The organism is Sphaerimonospora cavernae, from assembly GCF_042435035.1.
Lineage (GTDB): Bacteria > Actinomycetota > Actinomycetes > Streptosporangiales > Streptosporangiaceae > Sphaerimonospora > Sphaerimonospora cavernae.
The window spans coordinates 26,995-46,881 of record NZ_JBHMQT010000039.1; the positions used below are offsets into that span (position 1 = coordinate 26,995).

Genomic DNA, 19,887 nt, shown 5'->3' on the forward strand with positions numbered 1-19,887 from the left:
TCGCCTGTCTACGCTGAAGAAATGAACGATGACGAACCCATTGACTACGAGGCCGTACGGCGGCGCTTCCCCTGGGTGGGGAAAGGCGAAAGTGGAGAGAGCGAGCTGTCCGCCCGTTACCGGCAGATCATGGCCGAGGGGCGGAAGGGGCCCAGAGGCGGGGAAAGCCCTGCCGAAGACACGGGATCGTTTCCCGGGAAGTGCAATTGCACTGGTCAGGGCCTCCCCTGACGTGCACTTCCTGAAAACCGACCCTGAGATCCGGAGTGACGGGTAGGGCGCGGGGGCCGGGCACCCGATTCCATCGGTGATCCCGACCCCTGCTTCCGGCACCCACCGGGGGTGCGGCATCACAGAGCATGCCTCACTGAAAGTGATCGAGCAAGTGTGTTTCGTAAGGGCCGTCTTGCCCGCGCCGCCCTTGTTGTTGGAGAGCGCCACCGAGATCATGTGGCCCTCCTCAGGATCACCGACCACGACACGTCGTCAATGAGGAACTCCGCGTCCGGGTTGCCGTTCTCTCGGAGGGCCGCCTGGATCCGGCCGATCCCCCGGCCGAACCTGTTGACGTATCCGAGCGACTTCATCGCGGCAGCCAGCGAAGGATTGCGGTAATCGCACACCCGGTCGAAGTTGTCCGGACGCACCTGCCCATACGGTCCGCCCAGGTTGGTCACCTCGATCCGGTCGGTGAACCAGAGGATGCGTACTGGGGCGTGGGAGGTCTCATAGTTGCGATGCATGATCGCGTTCATGCAGACCTCACGCAGGGCCGCGAACGGATAATCCGGCTGCTGCCGCTCGCGGAACCCGTCCACTTCGACGACCCGGGTGTGGATGTGACCGCGCAGTAGAGCGTCGAGACGGCCGGCAATGTCGACGATGTTGCGCCTGATTTCCTGATCGTCGGCGATGGGGGCTTCCGGCCCGGTGCCGTCGTATCGGACGAACTGCACATATGCGCCGGGGATGAACGCGCTGGGGTCAAGCCCGAGAACCAGCAGCCCAAGAACCGTCGGGGTGCCCGCAAGATCGGTCATTCGGACGCATGCGAGCTTGAGCTCTTCCGGCCGGCCGTCCTCCTCGATGGCATCGGCCGGGACCACAGAGGGCAAGTAGGTCGACCGGAACAGCCGCAGATCCAGATCGTCAACCATGCTGCCCGGAACGCTCCGTCCGTCGAACGGACCGTCGAGGGCACTGCGACGCTCCGTCAGCACGCGCTCGTCCTCTCGCGGCAGACCTCTTGCCCGATCTTGTCTCGGCTGGAGAAGGACTGCTCGAACTCCAGGGCGGTGCTCTCCTGGTCCCCGAGCAGGTCGGCGAGGTCTGTGGTCATGGCACTCATTGTGCCGCCCCCGTCCGACAACAGTAAGGAGACCCTCACCGGGCCTCAACTTGGGCGACGCGGGCCTGGCGGAGGCGCTCAGAGAAGACGGCGTGGGCCTGGCGGTACTCGGCCTCCCGGTCGGCCTTGTAGAACGGCGCTGTGTACCCCTCGGGGACGGGCCCGTTGGTCTCGGGGTCGAGGTGGGCCATGAGCTGCTCGAAGTGCTGCTTGGTCTGGCCGTATCCGTAGGTGTTGTGGTTGCCCGCGATCTTCCGCCCGTTCGCGTCGAACCAGATCTGCGCCTCGTAGTCGGAAAGGACCGGGTAGCGGGAACGGTAGATCGCGACGAGCTGCTCGGCGGTCATACCGAGCCAGAGCGCGACCAGCGCGTCCAGCTCGACCAACGCGGCCCGGCGCTCCCGTTCGGTACGAAGCGGAGTGGCGTATACCCACTCCGGAGTGACGGCGGCCGGGTCCCCGAGCGGCTTCAACCCTGGCCAGTCGGCAGCCCACTGCTCGTCGGTCCAGGCCAGGTCGTACAGCTCGGCCCAGAGCGGAGCGTAGGCGTTGGTCAGGCAGTTAAGGCGTAGCGTGCGGAGCAGCAGCGCCGCGGCCAGCGGATGGTCGGGGTCTGCGGCTGGCATCGCATTAGCCTCAGCGTACTGAAGGTGCCCCCGCCCGGTGATTCGCAAAATGTAGTCAAGCGGCAGCGCCGCCCAGAATCCCCCGGCGAGCACGGTACCTCGATTATCAGGCAACGCCAAGGTATGAACTGTGTGCACATGTGCAGGGCCAGGGGGGATGAGTGCGGCGAACAGCGAACGCTCATTGGTCAGGGGAACCATAGCTCGCCAAGCCAGTCGATAAAACTCGGTATATGGGCGCCTTGCCTGCTCGGTTAGTTCAGTCTCCACATTCGAGTCGGGCGCCCCACCTGGCCCCACCCTTGGCTTCCCAGTTTCTCGGGCCCCAGTTGAGGCCTCCCGGAGTTTAGTTAGCTTGGAATGATCGACCCACCGATCCTTCGCTTCCCGATACCTCTCTTCGCTACAGGAACGGTCGTAATTGGAGACGGGAACGGCATCGGGCGGAAGATCGGCGAGATCCCATGCCGACCAGTCCAAGTTGTTACGACAAGGAATGTTCGGCTGCTTGTTATACGGAGTTGCCTGGACAAAGTGCGGCCCCTGCAGAACTACACTTTGCAGAGACTCAGGCACCTCATTATTCCAGCAAATTAGTCCTGCTGCACGCGCTCTCGCCTCATCAAAGCCACGACTGACCTGCGGGCCATAATCATTTAGAGCATGACCGTAATTAGCAAGCGCTTCTGCCGCACCTGCTTCCGCCATGGTTACAGGGTAAAGAAGAGGTGTCTCATCTACCGGCACACCTGCCGCTCCGACAACTCGTCGCCATTCCGCCAGGACCTCGCTGTTTACGCGTATGAGACGCGCTCGATGAGGGCGCACATCCCACACACCATGCCTCTTGACCCCCGGCACCTCCCCCCCTCCATCATGATGAAGAGAGGCGAGGATAGCCTCGGGCCTATAAATGTAATTCAATGTTTCAAATCCAATGGGCCGCGCGCCGCCATATATGTGCATGCCAAAATGGACGCGGTGATCTATTTCCTCAAATAGATTCAATTCATTAACGAAATGTGCATGGAATCGGAGGTGCTCATAAGCGGCGGCGCGCAACGCACCTTCATTGACGCCACTGAAGTGGGTATCAGGATGGACAAGGCCCGCCGTTCCAGAACGGTGGAGGTGCGACCAGATGCGACACATAAATGCTCGATATAGGTCCGGCTGGGTCCGCGCCAGGAGCGGATACATCGAAGATGCACCCAACATCTCGAGAGTTCCGGCCATCGAGGCGGCTTCTTCTAAGTAGTAACTACGCTCATTTTCACCCAGGAGAGCCGAATCCTTATACCGCTTCCATTCAGCCGTAGAGGGCTTCTCCGTCAGAACAAACCATGGTTCGAGCTCTGCAAGAATAGATGCCTCAACCCAACGGGGACGGACCCAGGGGGGGTTGCCGACTTGGAGGTCGAAGCCGCCGTTGGTGAAGACCTGGGCGAACTGGAGTTCCCAGTGGAAGAAGCCCTGTTGCTTCGCGATGCCGTTCTCGCCCTCGATCTCGTCGAACCACGGGAAGCGTTCCGACAATCGGCCGTGGGATTCCATCCGCATCCAGCCGACGATGTCGTCCTCGTGGTGCTCCATCTCCGCCAGATTGGTGAAGATGGTGGCCAGACCCTTCTGGTCGTCAGTCTCGCCGTAGTCGACGTCCAGCCGGCCGAGCATGGCTTCGGCGAAGTCAAGCCAGTCGTCGAGGTTCGCGAGCGGGATCACTGGACGGAAAGGTTCCAGCGCCGCCGCCTTCTTGGCCGCGTTGGCTGCCGCACGCGCGGCTCTGGCTTCCTTATCCGCCTTGCTGAGCGTGGTCACGACAGCGGACTTCCGCAGTGCCGCAGCGTTCGGGCCGAGGTCGGTCTCTTCCCCCTCACCGTCATCGAACAGGGAGGCCGTCGTATAAACCTGCCCAGCCTCAGAGACGCCCATCGAAACGCCGATGGCTGCGCCGTTTGCGCCATGCGAAGCAGCGAAAACACTTCCCGTAAGCGCAGTTGGTGCCGGATGCGCGTCTACCGCCGGGAGTGGGCGCGCATAGACCTCATCCGAACCGTCGAGCAGACCCGCCTTGTCCAGCGGCCAGAACCACAGCGCACACCAGGCATCCATGACCTTCTTCAGCCGCCAGTACGGTGTGCCCGGCGCGGTCAGGTCGTCGTAGACCTTCTCTTTGGGCACCGCGTTCTCCGGCTGCTCGATCCAGCCCTCTTCAGCACCCCAGACCTCAATCCTGCGGCTGATCTCCTTCTCGGAGAGCTGCAACCGCTGGATGACCAGATCCCACAGGTATTCGGCCCGCTTCGACAACGCCTGGAGGCGCTCGAGCTGGGTGTGCTTCTGGCCCTGCTTCTTCTTCTCGGAGACGCTCTTGTGGATCTGCTTACGCCAGGCCTTGAGCCGGTTCACCTGCTCGGGAGCCAGCTCCTTGGCCTCCTTGGCTCCGGAGACCGCGCCCCAGCCCTCGGCGGGCAGCAGGAAGTGGTGGACCTTGCCCGCCGGCAGCTCCCCCGCCGAGAACGGCAGGTCCTCGGGAGCCTCCTTCAGCCACGTCCCCTTGGTCAACGAAGCAGCGCCGTACACGCGGCGGCCCGCGCCGATGAGCGAGTTGCCGCGGCGCAGGTGGAGGCCGAACCAGGGTGCCTGCAGGCCGGGGTGCATGACGTTGAGCCAGAGGGAGACCTCGGCCAGCTCGATCGCGGTCTCGTTGAGGTCGACGCCATAAGAGTTGTGCAGCGCGACGTACGCCTTGACCTTCTGCAGCTCCTCCTCGTACCGCTCCGGGTCGATCGAGACGCCCAGCTCCTGCTGGCGGCGCTTGAGATACTCGGCGGCGACCTGGTTGATCGCCTCGTTGAGGAACGCGCCGGAGCCCAGGGCGGGCTCGCAGATCGTCCACTTCAGGATCTCCTGGGCCGGGGTGACCGTGTCGTCCTGGTCGAGGCGGTGCTGAAGTGCGAGCTGTACGGTGACCCGGGTCAGCGACTCGGGGGTGTAGTAGGAGGCGCTGGTCTCCCGGTCGCGGCCGGCCAGGCGGTAGACGTACGAGCCCTCGCGATAGCGCTTGTACTCATCGAGCTTGTTCCCGTCCTCGTCCACCGCGTGTACGAATACCTCCGACGGATAGTCGTCCACCTTCGAGGCCGGGATCAGCCACGAGCCGTCCTTCGGGTCGCCGCCCTTGGCGACCTCGTACAGCTCCTCGGTGGCGATGAACCCGGTGTAGGACATCAGGCCCTCATACACCGCACCGAGCTGGTTGATGCCGAGCTGGGCGTACGAGATGAACCCGCCACGCTCCTTCTTGCGCCCCTTGGTGAGCATGAGCTTGCGCAGCACCTCGTGGAGCGTCTCGTTGCGCAGCCGGGTGTCGATGCGCAACCCATCCGGGTCGTCATCATCCAGGGAGATCGCGTTCCGGCCGATGAGCTTGATCGCCTTCGGCTCGAACAGGTCGGAGCGGAGCGGCTCGAACCGCAGGCCCTCCCCCTCCGAGCCCTCGGGCTCGGCGCCCAGTCGAGGCCGGTGGCCGCGGTTGACCATGCGGAAGAGCAGGTTGAGCGACTCGTAGAGATGGAAGGAGCCCCGCGCCTCCTCTCCCGTCAGGTCGCGCACCACCAGGTCGCCCAGGCGGGCCAGGCTGTAGCCCCTGACGTAGTCCTCGTCGTCCGTCGGCAGGATGCCCAACTCCGGGCGGGCCTCGGCGTACAGCAGGAACAGGATCCGATAGAGGTAGCGCAGCGACTCGCGGCCCAGCTGCTTCGCCAGAGCGGCCGACTCCATGATCTGCTCGGGCCGTACGCCCTGGGCGCGGACGCGGGCGAGCACCTCGTTGGCGATCAGCTCAACCGAGTCCTTCAGGCCGTCGCGCAGCTCCCTGGAGACGCCGACCGCGTGACCGCGGGACCGGTCGAGCAGCTCGGCGAGCGGTTCGGCGCCGCCCTCCTCCGGCGGCAGCAGCGAGTCGGCGCCGAACAGCGCGGCGATCGTGCCCAGCTCGGCCTCGTTGCCCCGGCCGAGCGCGACGTCGAGGCTGACCGCGAGATAGCGGCCCTCGCCCCAGACCGCGCGGTCGGCGAGCACGACCACGCCGCCGGCGAGGATGAGCACGTAGCGCGGCGCCTCCTCGGCGGTCAGCAGCCAGGAGGCGAGCCTGGTGCCGGAGGTGATCTCCTCGGTGTTGTCGAGCCTGAGCGGGGCGAGCAGCCGCCCGGCCCGGTCGTCGTCGAGGGCGGCGTCCACGTCGGCGGCCCAGCCGCACTCGATCGCGACCAGGTGCCGGTCGGCGTAGGCGACCTCGACGACGTAGTCCTTGCCCGCCCGTTCCACGGCCAGCTCACGCGGGCTCGCCTCGTAGCCGAGGGCGCGCAGCACCGCGCCGTGGAGCTCGCCCAGCTCCTTGCGCCACTCGGCACCCTCGTCAGCGCTCAGGTCAGGGGCCGGCACCTCGCCGTCGCGCAGCCGGTCGTCCATGTCCGCGAAGTACGGCCGGTCGGCGAAGTACTGCTTGGCGAGCGCGCGCAGCCCCTTGCGCGGGGTGCGGTGCCCGGCCTTCTCCTGCTCGTTCCAGCGGGCGAACAGGCCGCCGGACTTCTTCAGGTCCTTGGGCAGCACCTCGGCCAGGTAGTGGGCCGAGAAGTAGTCGCCGCGGTTGACCAGCGAGTCGAAGCTCATCGGTTTCCGTCCTGTGGTCCGTCCTGAGGAACGAGTACGGCGAGGACCCGCAGCAGCGGCTCCCCGGTGATTTTGAGGGAGTCGAGCAGGCGCTGCTGCCGATCGACGGTCTCGCGGACGCGCTGCTCCTTGCGTCCGCGCTGGGAGGCGTGCACGCCGTCGAGGGTGAGCTGCTGCCACTCATCGAGCCGGCTCCGGTAGGAGTCGAGCGGCCCGACGACCTGCCTTTCGTAGGCCGAGCGGCGCTCCTCCAGGTGGGCGCGGGCGGTCGCGACCGCCTGGGGCACCCGCTCCTGGAGGGGCCGGAGGTCGATCGCCTGGCCCGTGTTGATCATCTTGGGGCCGACGCCGGCCGCGGCGAGGACGTCGGTCATCTTCCGGTCGAGCACACGTGCGGAGGCGCCTCCACACGTCACCGCCATCCATTCGACCACGGTCGGCTGCCCCAGCCGGTTGGAGTAGATGCCCTGGATGAGGAAGGTCGGCTCGTCGACCTGGGCGGTGACGACCGGCGCCTTCTGGCGGCCGAGCCGTACCAGAACCTTGTCGGTCACCCAGTCGACCATGGGGTGCAGATCGGAGAGGTAGGCGATCTCCGGCCACATCGTCTTGGTCCTGCGGGCCTCGTCGAGCTTCCGCCGGGCCTCCGCGCGGTCGAAGGTGACCTTCATCCGCTTGCGGACGTCGTGGGTGCGCAGATAGTCGGAGGGCAGCGCGGACAGGCGGTGGGCGAGGTCCGGCGGCGGCTCGAAGGCGAGCATCGTGCCGTCGTCCTCAAGGCCCTTGAGCAGCCCGAGCGTGTCGACGGCCTCCTTGATGAACGCCTCCGAGCCGTCGAATAACCGGGGCACGTCAGCGCGGAGGGTGTCGCCGCCCGTGACGCCGCCGTCGACGGAGCCGAACAGGTCGGCGAAGGGGTCGTCGGCCTGCTGCTCGGCGAGGGACTGTTCCACGGACTTGCCGGCGAGGAGGTCCTGGATGAGGCGGCGCTCCTCGCGCTCGGCGCGATATTCGCCGGTGACGGCCTCGGCCGTACCGAGACCGCGGTGCGCGGTCTCCTCCTTGTCGAGGAGCTTCTCGGCGACGGTCCGGTCGTCCTTGGCTCCCTCGACGCCCGAGGTGAGGATGAGCGCCCGGAACCGCGGCTGCTCGGTCTGACCGTAGCGGTCGATGCGGCCGTTGCGCTGCTCGATCCGGATGAGGCTCCAGGGCACGTCGTAGTGGACCAGGTGGTGGCACTGCCGGTGGAGGTTGACGCCCTCGGAGGTCACGTCGGTGGTCACCAGCAGGCGGACGGGGCTGTCGGAGAGCCCGAAGCGCTCAATGATCTCTTGCTGCTGCTGGTCGGACATGCCGTTGCCGAGCATCATCTCGACCGCGCCCTTACCGGTCAGGCCGAGCCGCTTGGGCAGGACCCCGGCCAGCCACCTGACCGTCTCGACGCTCTCGGAGAAGACCACGGCCCGGGTCTGGCCGCCCGCCCGTACGCCGATCTCGTCCCGGAGCACGCGGACGAGGGCGTCGAGTTTGGCCGAGTCGTCGTCGGTCATCCGCGCGGTCAGGTCGGCGAGAGTCTTCAGCGCCTCGATCTCGCGGGGCTCCTTGGCGTTCTTGGACCGGTTCTCGACCGTCTTGGCCAGCGCCTTGTGCGAGGAGAGGAACGCCTTGAGCAGCGTGTAGGGGAAGAGCCGGTGCTTGGCGTCGACGACCGGGCCGCCGGCGCGCCGGTCCCCTGCGAGCCAGACCTGGGTGAGCTCTTCGAAGATCTTCTCCTCGGCGGGGGTGGCGGCGCACCGCACCGGGACGGAGGGGCCGCGGTCGGGCCACTTCGCGCCCATCTGGTCGCGCACCTCAGGGCTGATCTTGGTGCGGCGCATGTAGAGGTGCTCGATGTCCTTGGCCGAGTAGTGCTTGTCGTCGGCGATCGCGGCGGGGTCGAGCATGCGGATCAGTTCGGCGAACGACTCGCTGTTGCCGTTGTGCGGGGTGGCGCTGGCCAGCAGCAGCGCGTCGGTCTTGCGGGCCAGCAGCCTGGCGAGCTTGTTGCGCAGGCTGCTCTCGCCGATCAGGTTGTGCGACTCGTCGATGACGACCGCGTCCCAGTCCATCCTCTCCAGGTGCTGGCCGTACCTGCCCTCGTTCTTGAGCGTGTCGACCGAGACGATGATCCGCTTGTAGTAGGTGAACGGGTTGCGGCCCGCCGGGATCTCCCGCTGGATCCGCTCGATGCCGACCGAGTCGAGCCGGATCAGCGGGATGGAGAACCGCGTCCACAGCTCGTGCTGGAACTGCTCGAGCACCTGCTGCGGTGTCACGACGAGGATGCGGTCGCCGCGGCCGCGCCGGATCAGCTCGGCGAGGATGAGGCCGATCTCCAGGGTCTTGCCGAGACCGACGACGTCCGCGATCAGGATGCGCGGTCGCAGGCCCTTCAGCGCGAGCTCGGCGGGGCGCCGCTGGTAGGGCAGCGGGTCGAGGAGGAACCGGTCGGCGAGCGCGAGGCCCTTCTCCGTCTGTGGGAGCGGGGTCCGGCGCAGGACGGCCTCGATGAAGAGGCGGCTCTGCGCGAAGCGTGGCGTCCTGTCCTGCTCCAAGACGGTCTCCTCGGGCCGAAGCAGGCCCACCTCGTCCAGGTCGGTGAAGAAGACCGCGTCCTCGTCGCGGACGAACTCCGAGGCGCCGACCGCCGTGATCTTGTACCTGGGCTCGTCGCCGCCCGAGGCGAGCTGCGCGCAGGTCCGGACGATCCACTCGGCGTCCCGGACTTCGATCCGGGCGCCGGGCGGGAACGAGGTCTCGGTCACGGTTCTCCTCTTGGAAACGGACACTGGTCAGAGGCGGGCGCTGGTCAGAGACGGGCGCTGGTCAGAGGCGGGCGCCGGCGGCGTACGCGCCGCGGAGACGGTCGGCGAGCCGCGCGACCACCGACCCGGGCACGACGACCTCGGACAGGTCACGAGGGCGCGGCCGGGCAGGCGGGGCGGGGTCCTGCGGGTCGGTCTCCCGCTCGACGTAGGTGGCCACGGCGAAGCGGCGTACGGCCACCGGCAGCGAGATCCCATCCGCGGTCGCCAACTCCTTGAGCCGCTCGTACGCCTCCGGCACGGTGGGGCGGTCGGCCGGGTCGTGGGCCAGCATCGCGGCGATGAGCGGCGCGAACTCCGCGGGGACGCCGGTGAGGTCCGGCTCCACTTCGGGGCTGATGATGTTCATGAACAGCGCCGCGACGGTCTTGCCGTCGTAGGGGTAGTGCTTCGTCAACGCGAACATCAGCGTCGCGCCGAGTGCGTAGACATCGGTGGCGGCGGTGACGTTCTTGGGAGTGTTGGCCTGCTCGGGCGACATGCACGCGGGCGTGCCGAGCGTCGAGGTGGTCGTGGTCAGGTCGGTCGGGCCGTCGGCGAGGGCGACCAGGCCCAGGTCGATGACCTTCGCCCCGTCCCTGCCGAGCAGGATGTTTCCGGGCTTGAGGTCGCGGTGGAGCAGGCCGGCCGCGTGGATGTCGCCCAGCGCGGACGCCAGCAGGACGCCGAGCGTCGCGGCGTGCTCGTCGCCGAGCGGGCCGCGGCTGTCGATGAACTCCTTCAGGCTCAGGCCGCGGACGAACTCCACAGCGAGCCAGGGCCGCTCCTCATCCTCGCCGGAGGCGTCGATCAGGGCGGCGACGTGCGGCCCCCGTACGGTCCGCAGGGCGTCGATCTCCCGGGCGAATCTGGCGCGGGGCTCGGCGTGGCCGAGCAGATCCTCACGGATGATCTTTACGGCGACCTGCTCGTAATCGTCGGTGACGCCGTAGAAGACCCGGCCCATGCCTCCGGAACCGAGCCGTCCGCGCAAGGTGGCACCGCCGATCCGGGTGGGATCGGAGCGGTCCAGGGGATCCATGCTCACCTGCCTCTACCGCGACGTCCGGGGGCAACGCACCAGGGCGCGCCCAGGATACGCCGCCTCACTCCTTGAGGTGTCCGTTCCGGCCCCAAAGTGATCAGGCCCCCACCTTCACCGCACGTCAGGCAACAGTAACCGGTCAGTGCAGACAGGTCTACACACATGCGTCTGTGAACAGAAGTAACAATATGATTTCGATCTATGCCGCAGGCCATGGCCTACCCTTGGCTCATCATCGAAGCTCCGGCTCCCCCGCTTCACCGGCACCCTCAAGGCGGAACCCTATCACGGTGATTTGTGTATTGAATTCACAATGAACAACCTGGTAATCTTCCTGCTACAGATGGATCTGTACATCTCGTGGTGATCTGCGCGATGATCCGTCAAATATCACGTTCCAGGTGAGAAGGAATAGGTCCCCCGGGCATGTCGATCGGTCACCTCATCCGCCAGTACCAGGACCTCGCCGCCGAGCGGCCCGAGTCGTTCGAGTGGTTCGACGCCGACGTCGTACGGGCGCTCGGCGACCTGTGCGCCCGACTGGACGACGACGACATCGCCGGGCCCGAACAGCTGGTCATCGAGGTGCCCGCGTTCGTGGAGGCCGAGCTTCTCGGGTGGCTCGGTGCGCTCGGCGATCGTCTGGCCTCGCGAGATCGGGCCGCCGACGAGCGTGACGTACGCCGTCTGGCGCTGAACCTCCATCGGCGTACGGGCGACGAGTTCGCGATCGCCGTGGCGATGAGCAGGCTGGCCTCCCCCCTCACCGCTCTCGGTGACCTGAAGGAGGCCCTGGCCCTGCGGCGTCAGGCCTTCGACGGCATGATCCGGCTCGCCAGACGCCGCGAAGCCCCGCGCCGGGAAGACCGGCTCCGGGAAGACCGGCGCAGCGAGGCCCGCTGGCGTGCGGCCACCGCCGAGGCCGAGCCGCTCGCCGAACTGCTCGTCCGCCTCGACCGGCCGCTCGCCGCGCTGCGGGTCGCCGACCGGCTCGTGAAAGCGCTCGATCCGCTGGAGGAGGAGTGGTCCGCCGAGCCGTACGCCCTGGCGCTGCGGCTGCGGGCACGGATGCTCAGCCAGACGGGCAGCCACGCGGAGGCGGTCACCGTCGCCGAGAAGGCCGTCGAGTGGTTCCGTCACGTCGGCGTCTCCTTCGAGGTCGCCTTCACGCTCAACATCCTGAGCGACATCCACCACCTGGCGGGTGACCTGACCGCGGCGCTGGAGGCGTCCCGGCAGGCGCTGGACGCCGCGCGCGACGACCCCTCCGACCAGGTCACGCTCGGCCTGGCCTGGGGCGGCCTCGCCGTACGGCACGGCAACCTCGGCCAGTGGGCGCAGGCCCGCGACTGCCTGGACGAGGCGCTCGCCCTGGACGCGCCCCGATCGGACCTGCGGGCCGCCCACCTGCGGCGGCTGTCCGATGTGCTCGGCCGCCTTCAGGAGGTGGAGGAGGCGCTGGAGGTCATGCTCGAGGCCGTCGACATCGACCGCGACCTCGTCGCGGCCGACCCCGGCCGGCACCTGCCCGATCTGGCGATCGACCTGGTCAACCTGGGCATCCGGTACACCGCGGCCGGGCGCGGCGCCAAGGCCGTCTACGCCACCGAGGAGGCGGTCAAGCATTATCGGGACCTGGTCGAGCGGGACGGATCACACGCGGTCAACCTCGCCCAGGCGTACGGCTGCCTCGCCGAGCGGCTCGCCGAGAACGGCCAGGCGGCACGCGCGGCCACGGAGGCGAAGCGATCCGCCGAGCTCTACCGTCAGGCCGGGGACCCACGGCTGGCCGACGCTCTCCGGGCACTCGGCACATACCTGCACACGGACGGTGATCACGACGCCTCGGCCGCCGCCATGGCCGACGCGATCGATCTGTTCCGCACGGCCGGGGACCTGCCCGGGCTGGCGCACGTGCTCTTCAACGCGGCGGTCACCTCGCGGGTATGCGGGCGGATCGACGACGCGCTGGCCCGCGCGCGCGAGTCCGCCGAGATCTACCAGCGCCTGTACGACGAGGGGGGCGCCGAGTGGGACCTCGACCTCGCCGACGCGCTGCGCCTGCTGGGCGGCATCTGGGAGGAGGCACGCCAGTTCGAGCACGCGATCACCAGCCTGGATCGGGCCGTCAGCCTGCTGGAGCGGGCCTACCGGCCGGGCGACACGGATCGCGGCGAGCAGTTGGCCGCCACGCTGCACAGTCTCAGCCGCTATCACGAGATGACGGATCGGCTCGACCGCTCGCTGACGCTGATGCGGCGGTCGGTCTCCCTCTATGGCGAGCTGATCCAGCACGACCCGGTCGGCTTCCGGTCCCGGCTCGCCTCCGCCTGGCTCTCCCTCGGCGTCTACCTGTGGCGTACCGGCGGGCTCGACGAGTGCCTGTCGACGCTGCGGCTGTCCGTCGACCTCTACCGCGAGGCCGGCGACCGCGCCGGGCTGGCGCACGCGCTTCGCATGCTCAGCGATCGTACGGCCGAGGCGGCTGGCGACGAACACGGCGACGAACACGGCGACACCGGTGAGAACGACGACGAGGACGCGCTCGGCATGCTGCACGAGGCCATGGAGATCCTGGAGGACCTGGCACTCCAGCGGCCGGAGCCGTACCTGCCGAAGCTGGCGAAGACCATCGACAGCCTGGCCGAACGCCTCTGCGAGAAGGGCGCTCACCGGGAGGCGCTGCCGCACACCGAACGGGCGGCCGACATCTGGGCCGGGCTCGGCGACACCGATCGCCTCGTCGGCTCGCTGCACCGGCGGCTGTTCATCCTGACCTGCCTCGGCCGGGACACCGAAGCCACGGTGGAGCGGCTGACCGAGGTGCAGGAGGATCTGACCCACACCGTGCGGACGCTCAACGACGTGGCGCAGGAGCTCCTCGGCATCGGCCTGCTCGACCATGCCCGGCGGCACCTGGACCGGGCCGCCGCGCTGTGGGAAATCCACGTGATCCAGCATCCGGACGCCGACTCGATGCCGTACGCCCACGTGCTCGACTCGATGGCGACCCTCCTGTCCCGGCAGGGCAGCCCCGGCGAGGCCGCCGCCGCGCAGCGCGAGGTGGTCGAGATCTTCGAGGCGGGCGCTTCGGCCGATCCGGATGTCTTCCTCGGAGCGCTGGCCGTGGTGCTCGACCGGCTGGGCGGCTATCTGCGCGACGCCGGCCGGGACCTGGACGCGCTGCCGTACCAGAGGAGGTGCGTCGAGATCATGGAGCGGCGAGCCGCTCACGACCCGAGCCACCGCCCCTCGCTGGTCACCGCGCTCGATCACCTGGGCGAGCTGCTGACCGTCCTCGGCCACGCCGAGGCGGACGCCGTCCGCGACCGGACCGCCACCCTCCGCGCCGCCCTCCCCACCGAGGACTGACCCCGTACGGCAAGGCCCACCAGCCGATTCTGTGACACGTCGACTACGAAGTGTCCCGGTCAGCTCGACACCGACAGCCGAGTGGTGTATCGTGAAGGAGATTCTTCCCCGCCCTCCTCCGGGACTGGCGGGGACTTTTCTATGTGGAGCGAGCCACGTTCTGGTATCACAGAGTAGTGGCCCCCGCACGTGTCGTAGTCTTCATGGACTACCAAAATGTTCATGGTTCTGCTCTCCGAGCCTTCTGGCCGCGAGGCACCCATCCCGCCAACGGCCATATCGATCCATACAGGCTCGGCCAACTGATCGTTCAAAAGCGCACCACAAACGGTTACCCCAGTCGACTCGCTCAGGTCCGGATCTATCGTGGCGCACCAAACCCGCGTCGGCAGCCTGCTGCGGCAGCCGCCAACGATCGGCAATCGGACGCTTGGACCCGCTCCCCCAAAGTGCTGGTAAGACGACGACCGCTGCGGTATCCGACCAGATGGCCGCATGAACCTGCCGTTGAGAAGGGCATCGATGTGGCGCTGGCTGTCGACGTCCTCAGGCTGGCCGCCGTCGACGACTCCTACGACGTCGGAGTCGTGTTGAGCGGCGACACGGATCTGGTGCCGGCGATCGAGGCTGTGCAGGGGCTCAAGTGCGGGCACATCGAGGTCGCGGCATGGCGTGGCGGCGGAGGCCGGCTGCGGATCGACGGTACGTCGAGCCCCTGGTGTCGCTGGCTTGATGAGAGTGACTACCGGGCCTTCCTCGACCCCACCGATTACAGCAGACCGCACGCCTGAGGCCTCCCACCAACCACCCCTTGATGGCGGCAGTCTCCTTGTTTCCATAATTTGACTTGTGTTCTCAGTTCACAATCTGCTGTAATGCTGGTTGTCTACACGATGGTGGCTGTGCCGTGGCGCTCAGCGTGTGCCGTAGGGCCCTGCCGCCATACCCGTCCCCCGTTCTGGAGGCCTCGTGCACAGCAACCAGCAACACCCCGGTCCGTACGGCCCGGCGCAGCCTTACCAGCAGGCCGCGCAGCCGTACCCGCAGACCGTGATCGTGCAGAAGAAGGGTGGCGGTTGCCTCAAGGCCGTGCTGATCAGCGCCGGTGTCCTCATGGGCATCATCGTGCTGGCGGCGATCTTCAGCGGCGGCGGGTCCGGCGGCGACAGCGACACCACGACCACCGCCACCTCGAACGGCACCTCCGCCAAGCCGGCGGACAAGGCGGCGGACAAGGCGGCGGACAAGCCCAAGCAGGCCGATAAGCCGAAGACCCCCGGCATCGGCGACCTGGTCAAGGACGGCAAGTTCGCCTTCAAGGTCACCAAGGTGGAGAAGGGCCTGTCGCAGGTGGGCGAGGGGTTCATGGTCTCCAAGGCGCAGGGGCAGTACGTCCTGGTCCACCTGAACGTGAAGAACATCGGCGACAAGGCCCAGATGTTCACCGGCTCGGCCCAGAAGCTCATCGACGCCCAGGGCCGGCAGTTCGACGCCGACTCCGGCGCCGCCATCGGGATGAAGGATTCCAACGCCTTCCTCAACAACATCAACCCCGGCAACACCGTGAACGGCATCCTGATCTTCGACGTGCCGAAGGACTTCAAGATCAAGTCTATCGAGCTGCACGACTCGTTCTTCTCCGGCGGGGTCACCGTCACCCTGCGCTGACGCCTGCCCGAGTCGCTGATCGCGCCACCCGAGCGACCCTCATACCCAAGCGACGTCCGTACCCCCTCCCAGAGGAGAAGCACATGATCCGCCGCATGATCGCCGTACTGACCCTGACCACGGCCGCGCTCACGACCCCGGCCACCGCCGAGGCCGCTATCCAGGTCAACACCCAGATCAACACCCGGGCTGGCACCGAGGCAAGCGCCCAGGCCGCCACCCGGTTCCGCGGCGTCGGCGACGACGTCATCCGCATCCGCGCCACAAAGCAACCCGGACTCATCCGCCTCACACACGACGGCGAGTCGAACTTCATCGTCCACACGATCGATCCCCGGGGCAAGACCGGGGAGTACCTGGTCAACGAGATCGGCCGGTACGACGGGACGGTCCTGTACAACGACTACGGCACCAAGGGCACGATCGGGCTGGAGATCAGGGCCGACGGTCGTTGGACGGCGACCTTCCTGCCTGTCCAGAAGGCCCGCTGCTGGTGCGGCGCGACGATCCGCGGCCAGGGCGACCAGGTGCTCAAGCTCTCCCCCACCCGTGGCCTGCGCACGATGCACGCCGCGCACGACGGCGAGGCGAACTTCATCGTCCACGGCCACACCCGGCTCGGCTCGTTCTCCGACCTCCTCATCAACGAGATCGGCCGCTATCGGGGGAAGGTCGTGCTCCCCACCGGCACCCGCCTCGTAACCGTCCGCGCCGACGGCGCCTGGACCCTGACCCGGAACTGAGCCGGGAAACGCCTGGGCGGGCAGCCCCGGATGGCCGCCCGCCCAGTCATTCATCTGAACCGCTGATCAGCACTTCTGGTCAGCGTCGCTGCTCAGCGCCACACTCAGAGCCGCTGCCAGAGGGCGGGAACGTTGGACGGCTCCCAGCCGGGCATGGACGTGTGCGCCTGGAGGCACCGGTAGCTCACACCGTTGTAGGTCACGACGTCGCCCACCTTGTAGGAGGTGTAGGTCGCCCAGGCGGTCCCGCCGCCACCGCCGCCACCGCCGGTGACGGTCAGCGAGAACGACGCCGCGTGACTGACCGTGCCGGCCGCGTTGAGGCTGATCGTGTAGGTCCCCGCCGCGGTGGCCGAGGATGCGGCGATCGTCACCGTGGACGACTGCCCGGCGGTGATCGTGGCCGGGCTGAACGACACCGTCACGCCTGAGGGCGCGCCGGCCGACAGCGTGAGCGACTGCGCACTGCCGCTGGTCACCTTGGTGCTGAGGGTCGCGCTGGCCGACTTTCCGGCCTGCACCGAGGCGGACGACGGGTTCACCGACACCGAGAAGTCGTTCTGCGACGGCTGGCCGCCGCTGACGGTGAGGGAGTAGTTCGCCTCGTGGGTGGTCGAGCCGGCGGTGCCGACGACGGTCACCTGGTAGGTGCCGCCCGCCGCGCCGGAGGAGGCGGAGAGCGTCAGTGTGGAGGACTGGCCCGCGGTGACCGTGGCCGGGCTGAACGACGCGGTCACGCCGCTGGGCAGCGAACGCGTGCTCAGGCTGACCGACTGGGCGCTGCCGCCGGTGACCGCGGTGTTGACCCGGGTCGTGACCGACTGACCGGCCTGGACGCTGCCGGAGCTCGGGCTGAGCGAAACGGAGAAGTCGCTGCTCGGGCCTGCCGTACAGGTCGGCTCACCGGACTGGGCGTTGACGCTGACCGCGGCCCAGGCCGCCTTGACCGCGTTGAACTCCGTGCAGCCGCCCGGGAACAGCTGCAGCGCCGACCGCAGCGTGGCCACCCGCGCCTTGGCGTGGGTCCACGGAGCGGTCTTGAGGTTGAGGCCGCCCATGAAGATCTGACCGGCCTTCTGGATGCCGATCCCGGTCAGCGTCGTGCTGTTGCAGGTCGGGCTGGTCGGCTTGCCGCCGCCGGGGTTGCTGCCCTCGGCCAGCAGGTAGAACCAGTGGTTCTGCGGGCCGGCCGCCGAGTGCACCTCGGTGCTGGGGATCGAGGAGCTGTAGCAGTTGGGGTCGCCCAGCGCGCTCGGGTTGTACATGTTGCGGATCGGGCCGCGCCCGGCGAGGTTGACCGACTCGCCCACCAGGTAGTCCGGCGGGTCGTTGGGGTTGTTGGCGTAGTGCTCGGTCAGCGCGCCGAAGATGTCGCCGGTGGACTCGTTCAGCCCGCCTGCCTCGTTGCCGCTGCCCGCTCCGCCCGAGCCGGAGAACTGGAAGATCGCGTGGCCGTACTCATGGCCGACCACGTCCATCGAGGTGGCCTGACCGTTGTTGGCCTGGTTGCGGCCGAAGTTGGTGTAGGAGCCGTTCCAGTAGGCGTTGACGTCGGCCAGGCCCACCCGCGCCGGGAACGAACTGCCCGAGCCGTTCGTGCCGTTGCGGCCCAGCCAGTCGCGCAGCATGTTCCACTCGGTCTGCGCGGCGTACATCGCGTCGACGCAGGCGGTCTCCAGGTCGGTGCCCGAGCCGTTGCCCCAGGTGTCGCTGCTCTTGGTGTAGGCCGCGCCGTTCTGCCCGCCACAGCGCAGCCCCGGCCGCTTGGGGTCGGTCATCGAGTACGAGCTGCCGGACCCGGAGGTGTCGATCGTCACCCGGCCGTTGTACTTGCCGTTGCCGGTGCCCTCGCGGACGTCGTCGACGGTGTCGATCACCGACCCGTCCTTGGCGTCCACGTACACGTGCAGCACGCTGGGGCCGCCCTGCTTGGAGGTGCCGGTTACCACGACCTCCCAGGCCAGGCGGGGAGTGTCGGTCGTCGCGTGCACGAGCAGGGCGGGGGTGGCCGCCTCCTCCACGGAGGCCAGCTGCGCACGGGCGGTGGCCGTCGCCGCCGCCGCGGTCACCGTGGCCTTGGTGTCGACGTCCACCGTGGCCTGCTGGCCGGTGACGACGGTGTCGACGCTCTGACCGGTCTTGTCGGTGGCGACCACCACCTCACCGCCGTAGACCGGCAGGCCGCGGTGGGTGCGCTGGTAGGTCAGGTACTGCAGGCCGCGGGTGCCCGCGACGCTGCGCAGCAGCTTGAACTTGTCGTTGCCCGACTTACGCAGCAGCTTGGACGGGTTCGCGGACAGGGCTTTGTCGGCGCTGGTCTGGGCGTTCCTGCGCTCCTGGGCGTTCGGCGGAGCGAAGGCCGGCGGCGGCGTGGGAGCGGTGGCCTGAGCACCGGCGGCCTTGGCGCCGGTTGCCGCCGAGGCGGCGGGCACCGCCGTCAGCGAGGCGGTGGTCAGGGTGACCGCGGCCAGCACCGCGACGGCCCCCGACCTCATCGTGGGATTCACGCTTGGTGACTCCTCTGCATGGGGGGTGAACGGTCCGAACAGTCGGACCAGCCCCCAAGCAGACATCAAGATCACCTGTCAGGAAACCCTCCAATTTTCCATATCTTCGAGATATGGATCAACCTGTTGAAAAGCACCAACAGGTACGAAACTCGGCGCTAAATATCGAAGCTTGGTATGTAGCGGGCGCTATGGCGGCGTGTCCGTTGACGGCCTGGGCGGGCGGCCTGGATGGCCGCCCGCCCGTCATCGATCAGATTCGCTGGTCACGGTTGTTACAGCCGCTGCCAGAGGGCGGGAACGATCGGCGGCTCCCAACCGGGCAGCGAGGTGTGCGACTGGATGCACCGGTAGCGCACGCCGTCGTAGGTCACGACGTCGCCCGCGGTGTACGGCGTCCAGGTCGCCCAGGTGGTCTCCCCGCCGCCGCCGCCGTTGACGGTCAGCGAGAACGCCGCCGAGTGGGTGGCCGAGGAGCCGGCCGCGTTGATGTTGATCGTGTAGTTCCCCGCCGTGGTGGTCGAGGACGTGGCGATCGACACCGTGGACGACTGCCCGGCGGTGATCGTGGCCGGACTGAACGACACCGTCACCCCGGAGGGCGCGCTGGCCGACAACGTCACGGACTGCGCACTGCCGCTGGTCACCCGGGTGCTGAGGGTCGCGCTCGCCGACTGACCGGCCTGCACGGTGGCCGACGACGGGCTCACCGACACCGAGAAGTCGTTCGTCGGCGGCGGCTGGTCGTTGCCCACGGTGAGGGAGTAGTTCGCCTCGTGGGTGGTCGAGCCGGCGGTGCCGACGATCGTCACCTGGCGGGTGCCGCCCGGGGCGGTCGACGATGCGGACAGGGTCAGTGTGGAGGACTGGCCGGCGGTGACGGTGGTGGGGTTGAACGACGCGGTCACGCCGCTGGGCAGCGAACGCGTGCTCAGCGTGATCGACTGGGCGCTGCCGCCGGTGACGGCGGTGTTGACCCGGGTCGTGACCGACTGGCCCGCCTGGACGCTGCCGGAGCTCGGGCTCACCGAAACGGAGAAGTCGTTGCTCGGGCCTGCCGT

11 protein-coding genes are annotated in these 19,887 nt (G+C 67.9%); 4 read left to right on the forward strand and 7 right to left on the reverse strand.

The features are described from left to right. Positions 1-446: 446 nt before the first annotated feature. The 5 genes from ACFHYQ_RS18610 to ACFHYQ_RS18630 all read right to left on the reverse strand — a co-directional run bounded on the left by ACFHYQ_RS18610 (position 447) and on the right by ACFHYQ_RS18630 (position 10,533). Positions 447-1,220, reverse strand: a complete 774-nt coding sequence (locus ACFHYQ_RS18610) for an ATP-binding protein (RefSeq protein WP_394302431.1) — start codon at positions 1,218-1,220, stop codon at positions 447-449. Beyond that, a complete protein-coding gene (locus ACFHYQ_RS18615) occupies positions 1,214-1,339 on the reverse strand; it encodes a hypothetical protein (protein WP_394302432.1) in 126 nt (41 codons plus the stop codon). Before ACFHYQ_RS18615 ends, ACFHYQ_RS18610 begins: the two co-directional genes overlap by 7 nt. A 44-nt stretch (positions 1,340-1,383) precedes the next feature. Beyond that, positions 1,384-6,648 (reverse strand): Eco57I restriction-modification methylase domain-containing protein, encoded by a 5,265-nt coding sequence (locus tag ACFHYQ_RS18620; protein WP_394302433.1) that lies wholly within the window; start codon positions 6,646-6,648, stop codon positions 1,384-1,386. Then, a complete protein-coding gene (locus ACFHYQ_RS18625) occupies positions 6,645-9,452 on the reverse strand; it encodes a DEAD/DEAH box helicase (RefSeq protein ID WP_394302434.1) in 2,808 nt (935 codons plus the stop codon). Before ACFHYQ_RS18625 ends, ACFHYQ_RS18620 begins: the two co-directional genes overlap by 4 nt. 61 nt (positions 9,453-9,513) lie before the next feature. After that, positions 9,514-10,533, reverse strand: coding sequence for a serine/threonine-protein kinase (locus tag ACFHYQ_RS18630; protein ID WP_394302435.1), 1,020 nt, complete (start codon positions 10,531-10,533; stop codon positions 9,514-9,516). Positions 10,534-10,962: 429 nt separating this feature from the next. Between ACFHYQ_RS18630 and ACFHYQ_RS18635 the strand changes: the two genes are divergently transcribed. The 4 genes from ACFHYQ_RS18635 (at position 10,963) to ACFHYQ_RS18650 (ending at position 16,319) form a co-directional block, all read left to right on the forward strand. Continuing rightward, entirely contained in the window at positions 10,963-13,908 is a 2,946-nt protein-coding gene (locus ACFHYQ_RS18635; RefSeq protein WP_394302436.1) for a tetratricopeptide repeat protein, read from the forward strand. A 176-nt stretch (positions 13,909-14,084) separates the two neighbouring features. Next, positions 14,085-14,699 carry an NYN domain-containing protein gene (locus ACFHYQ_RS18640; RefSeq protein WP_394302437.1) on the forward strand — a complete coding sequence of 205 codons (615 nt, stop codon included), beginning with the start codon at positions 14,085-14,087 and terminating at the stop codon, positions 14,697-14,699. Positions 14,700-14,877: 178 nt separating this feature from the next. Next, positions 14,878-15,576, forward strand: coding sequence for a DUF4352 domain-containing protein (locus ACFHYQ_RS18645; protein ID WP_394302438.1), 699 nt, complete (start codon positions 14,878-14,880; stop codon positions 15,574-15,576). Positions 15,577-15,659: 83 nt separating this feature from the next. Then, on the forward strand, positions 15,660-16,319 hold the full coding sequence (locus ACFHYQ_RS18650) for a hypothetical protein (protein WP_394302439.1): 660 nt from the start codon (positions 15,660-15,662) through the stop codon (positions 16,317-16,319). 104 nt (positions 16,320-16,423) lie between these two features. Here the strand turns inward: ACFHYQ_RS18650 and ACFHYQ_RS18655 are convergent, their stop codons facing one another. Together ACFHYQ_RS18655 and ACFHYQ_RS18660 are read right to left on the reverse strand one after the other, a co-directional pair. After that, the gene (locus ACFHYQ_RS18655; protein WP_394302440.1) at positions 16,424-18,826 is read right to left on the reverse strand and encodes a M4 family metallopeptidase; all 2,403 of its coding nucleotides are present in this window, start codon (positions 18,824-18,826) and stop codon (positions 16,424-16,426) included. Between the two features lie 275 nt (positions 18,827-19,101). Beyond that, on the reverse strand, positions 19,102-19,887 hold a 786-nt coding region (locus ACFHYQ_RS18660), incomplete at its 5' end, for a carbohydrate-binding protein (protein ID WP_394302441.1).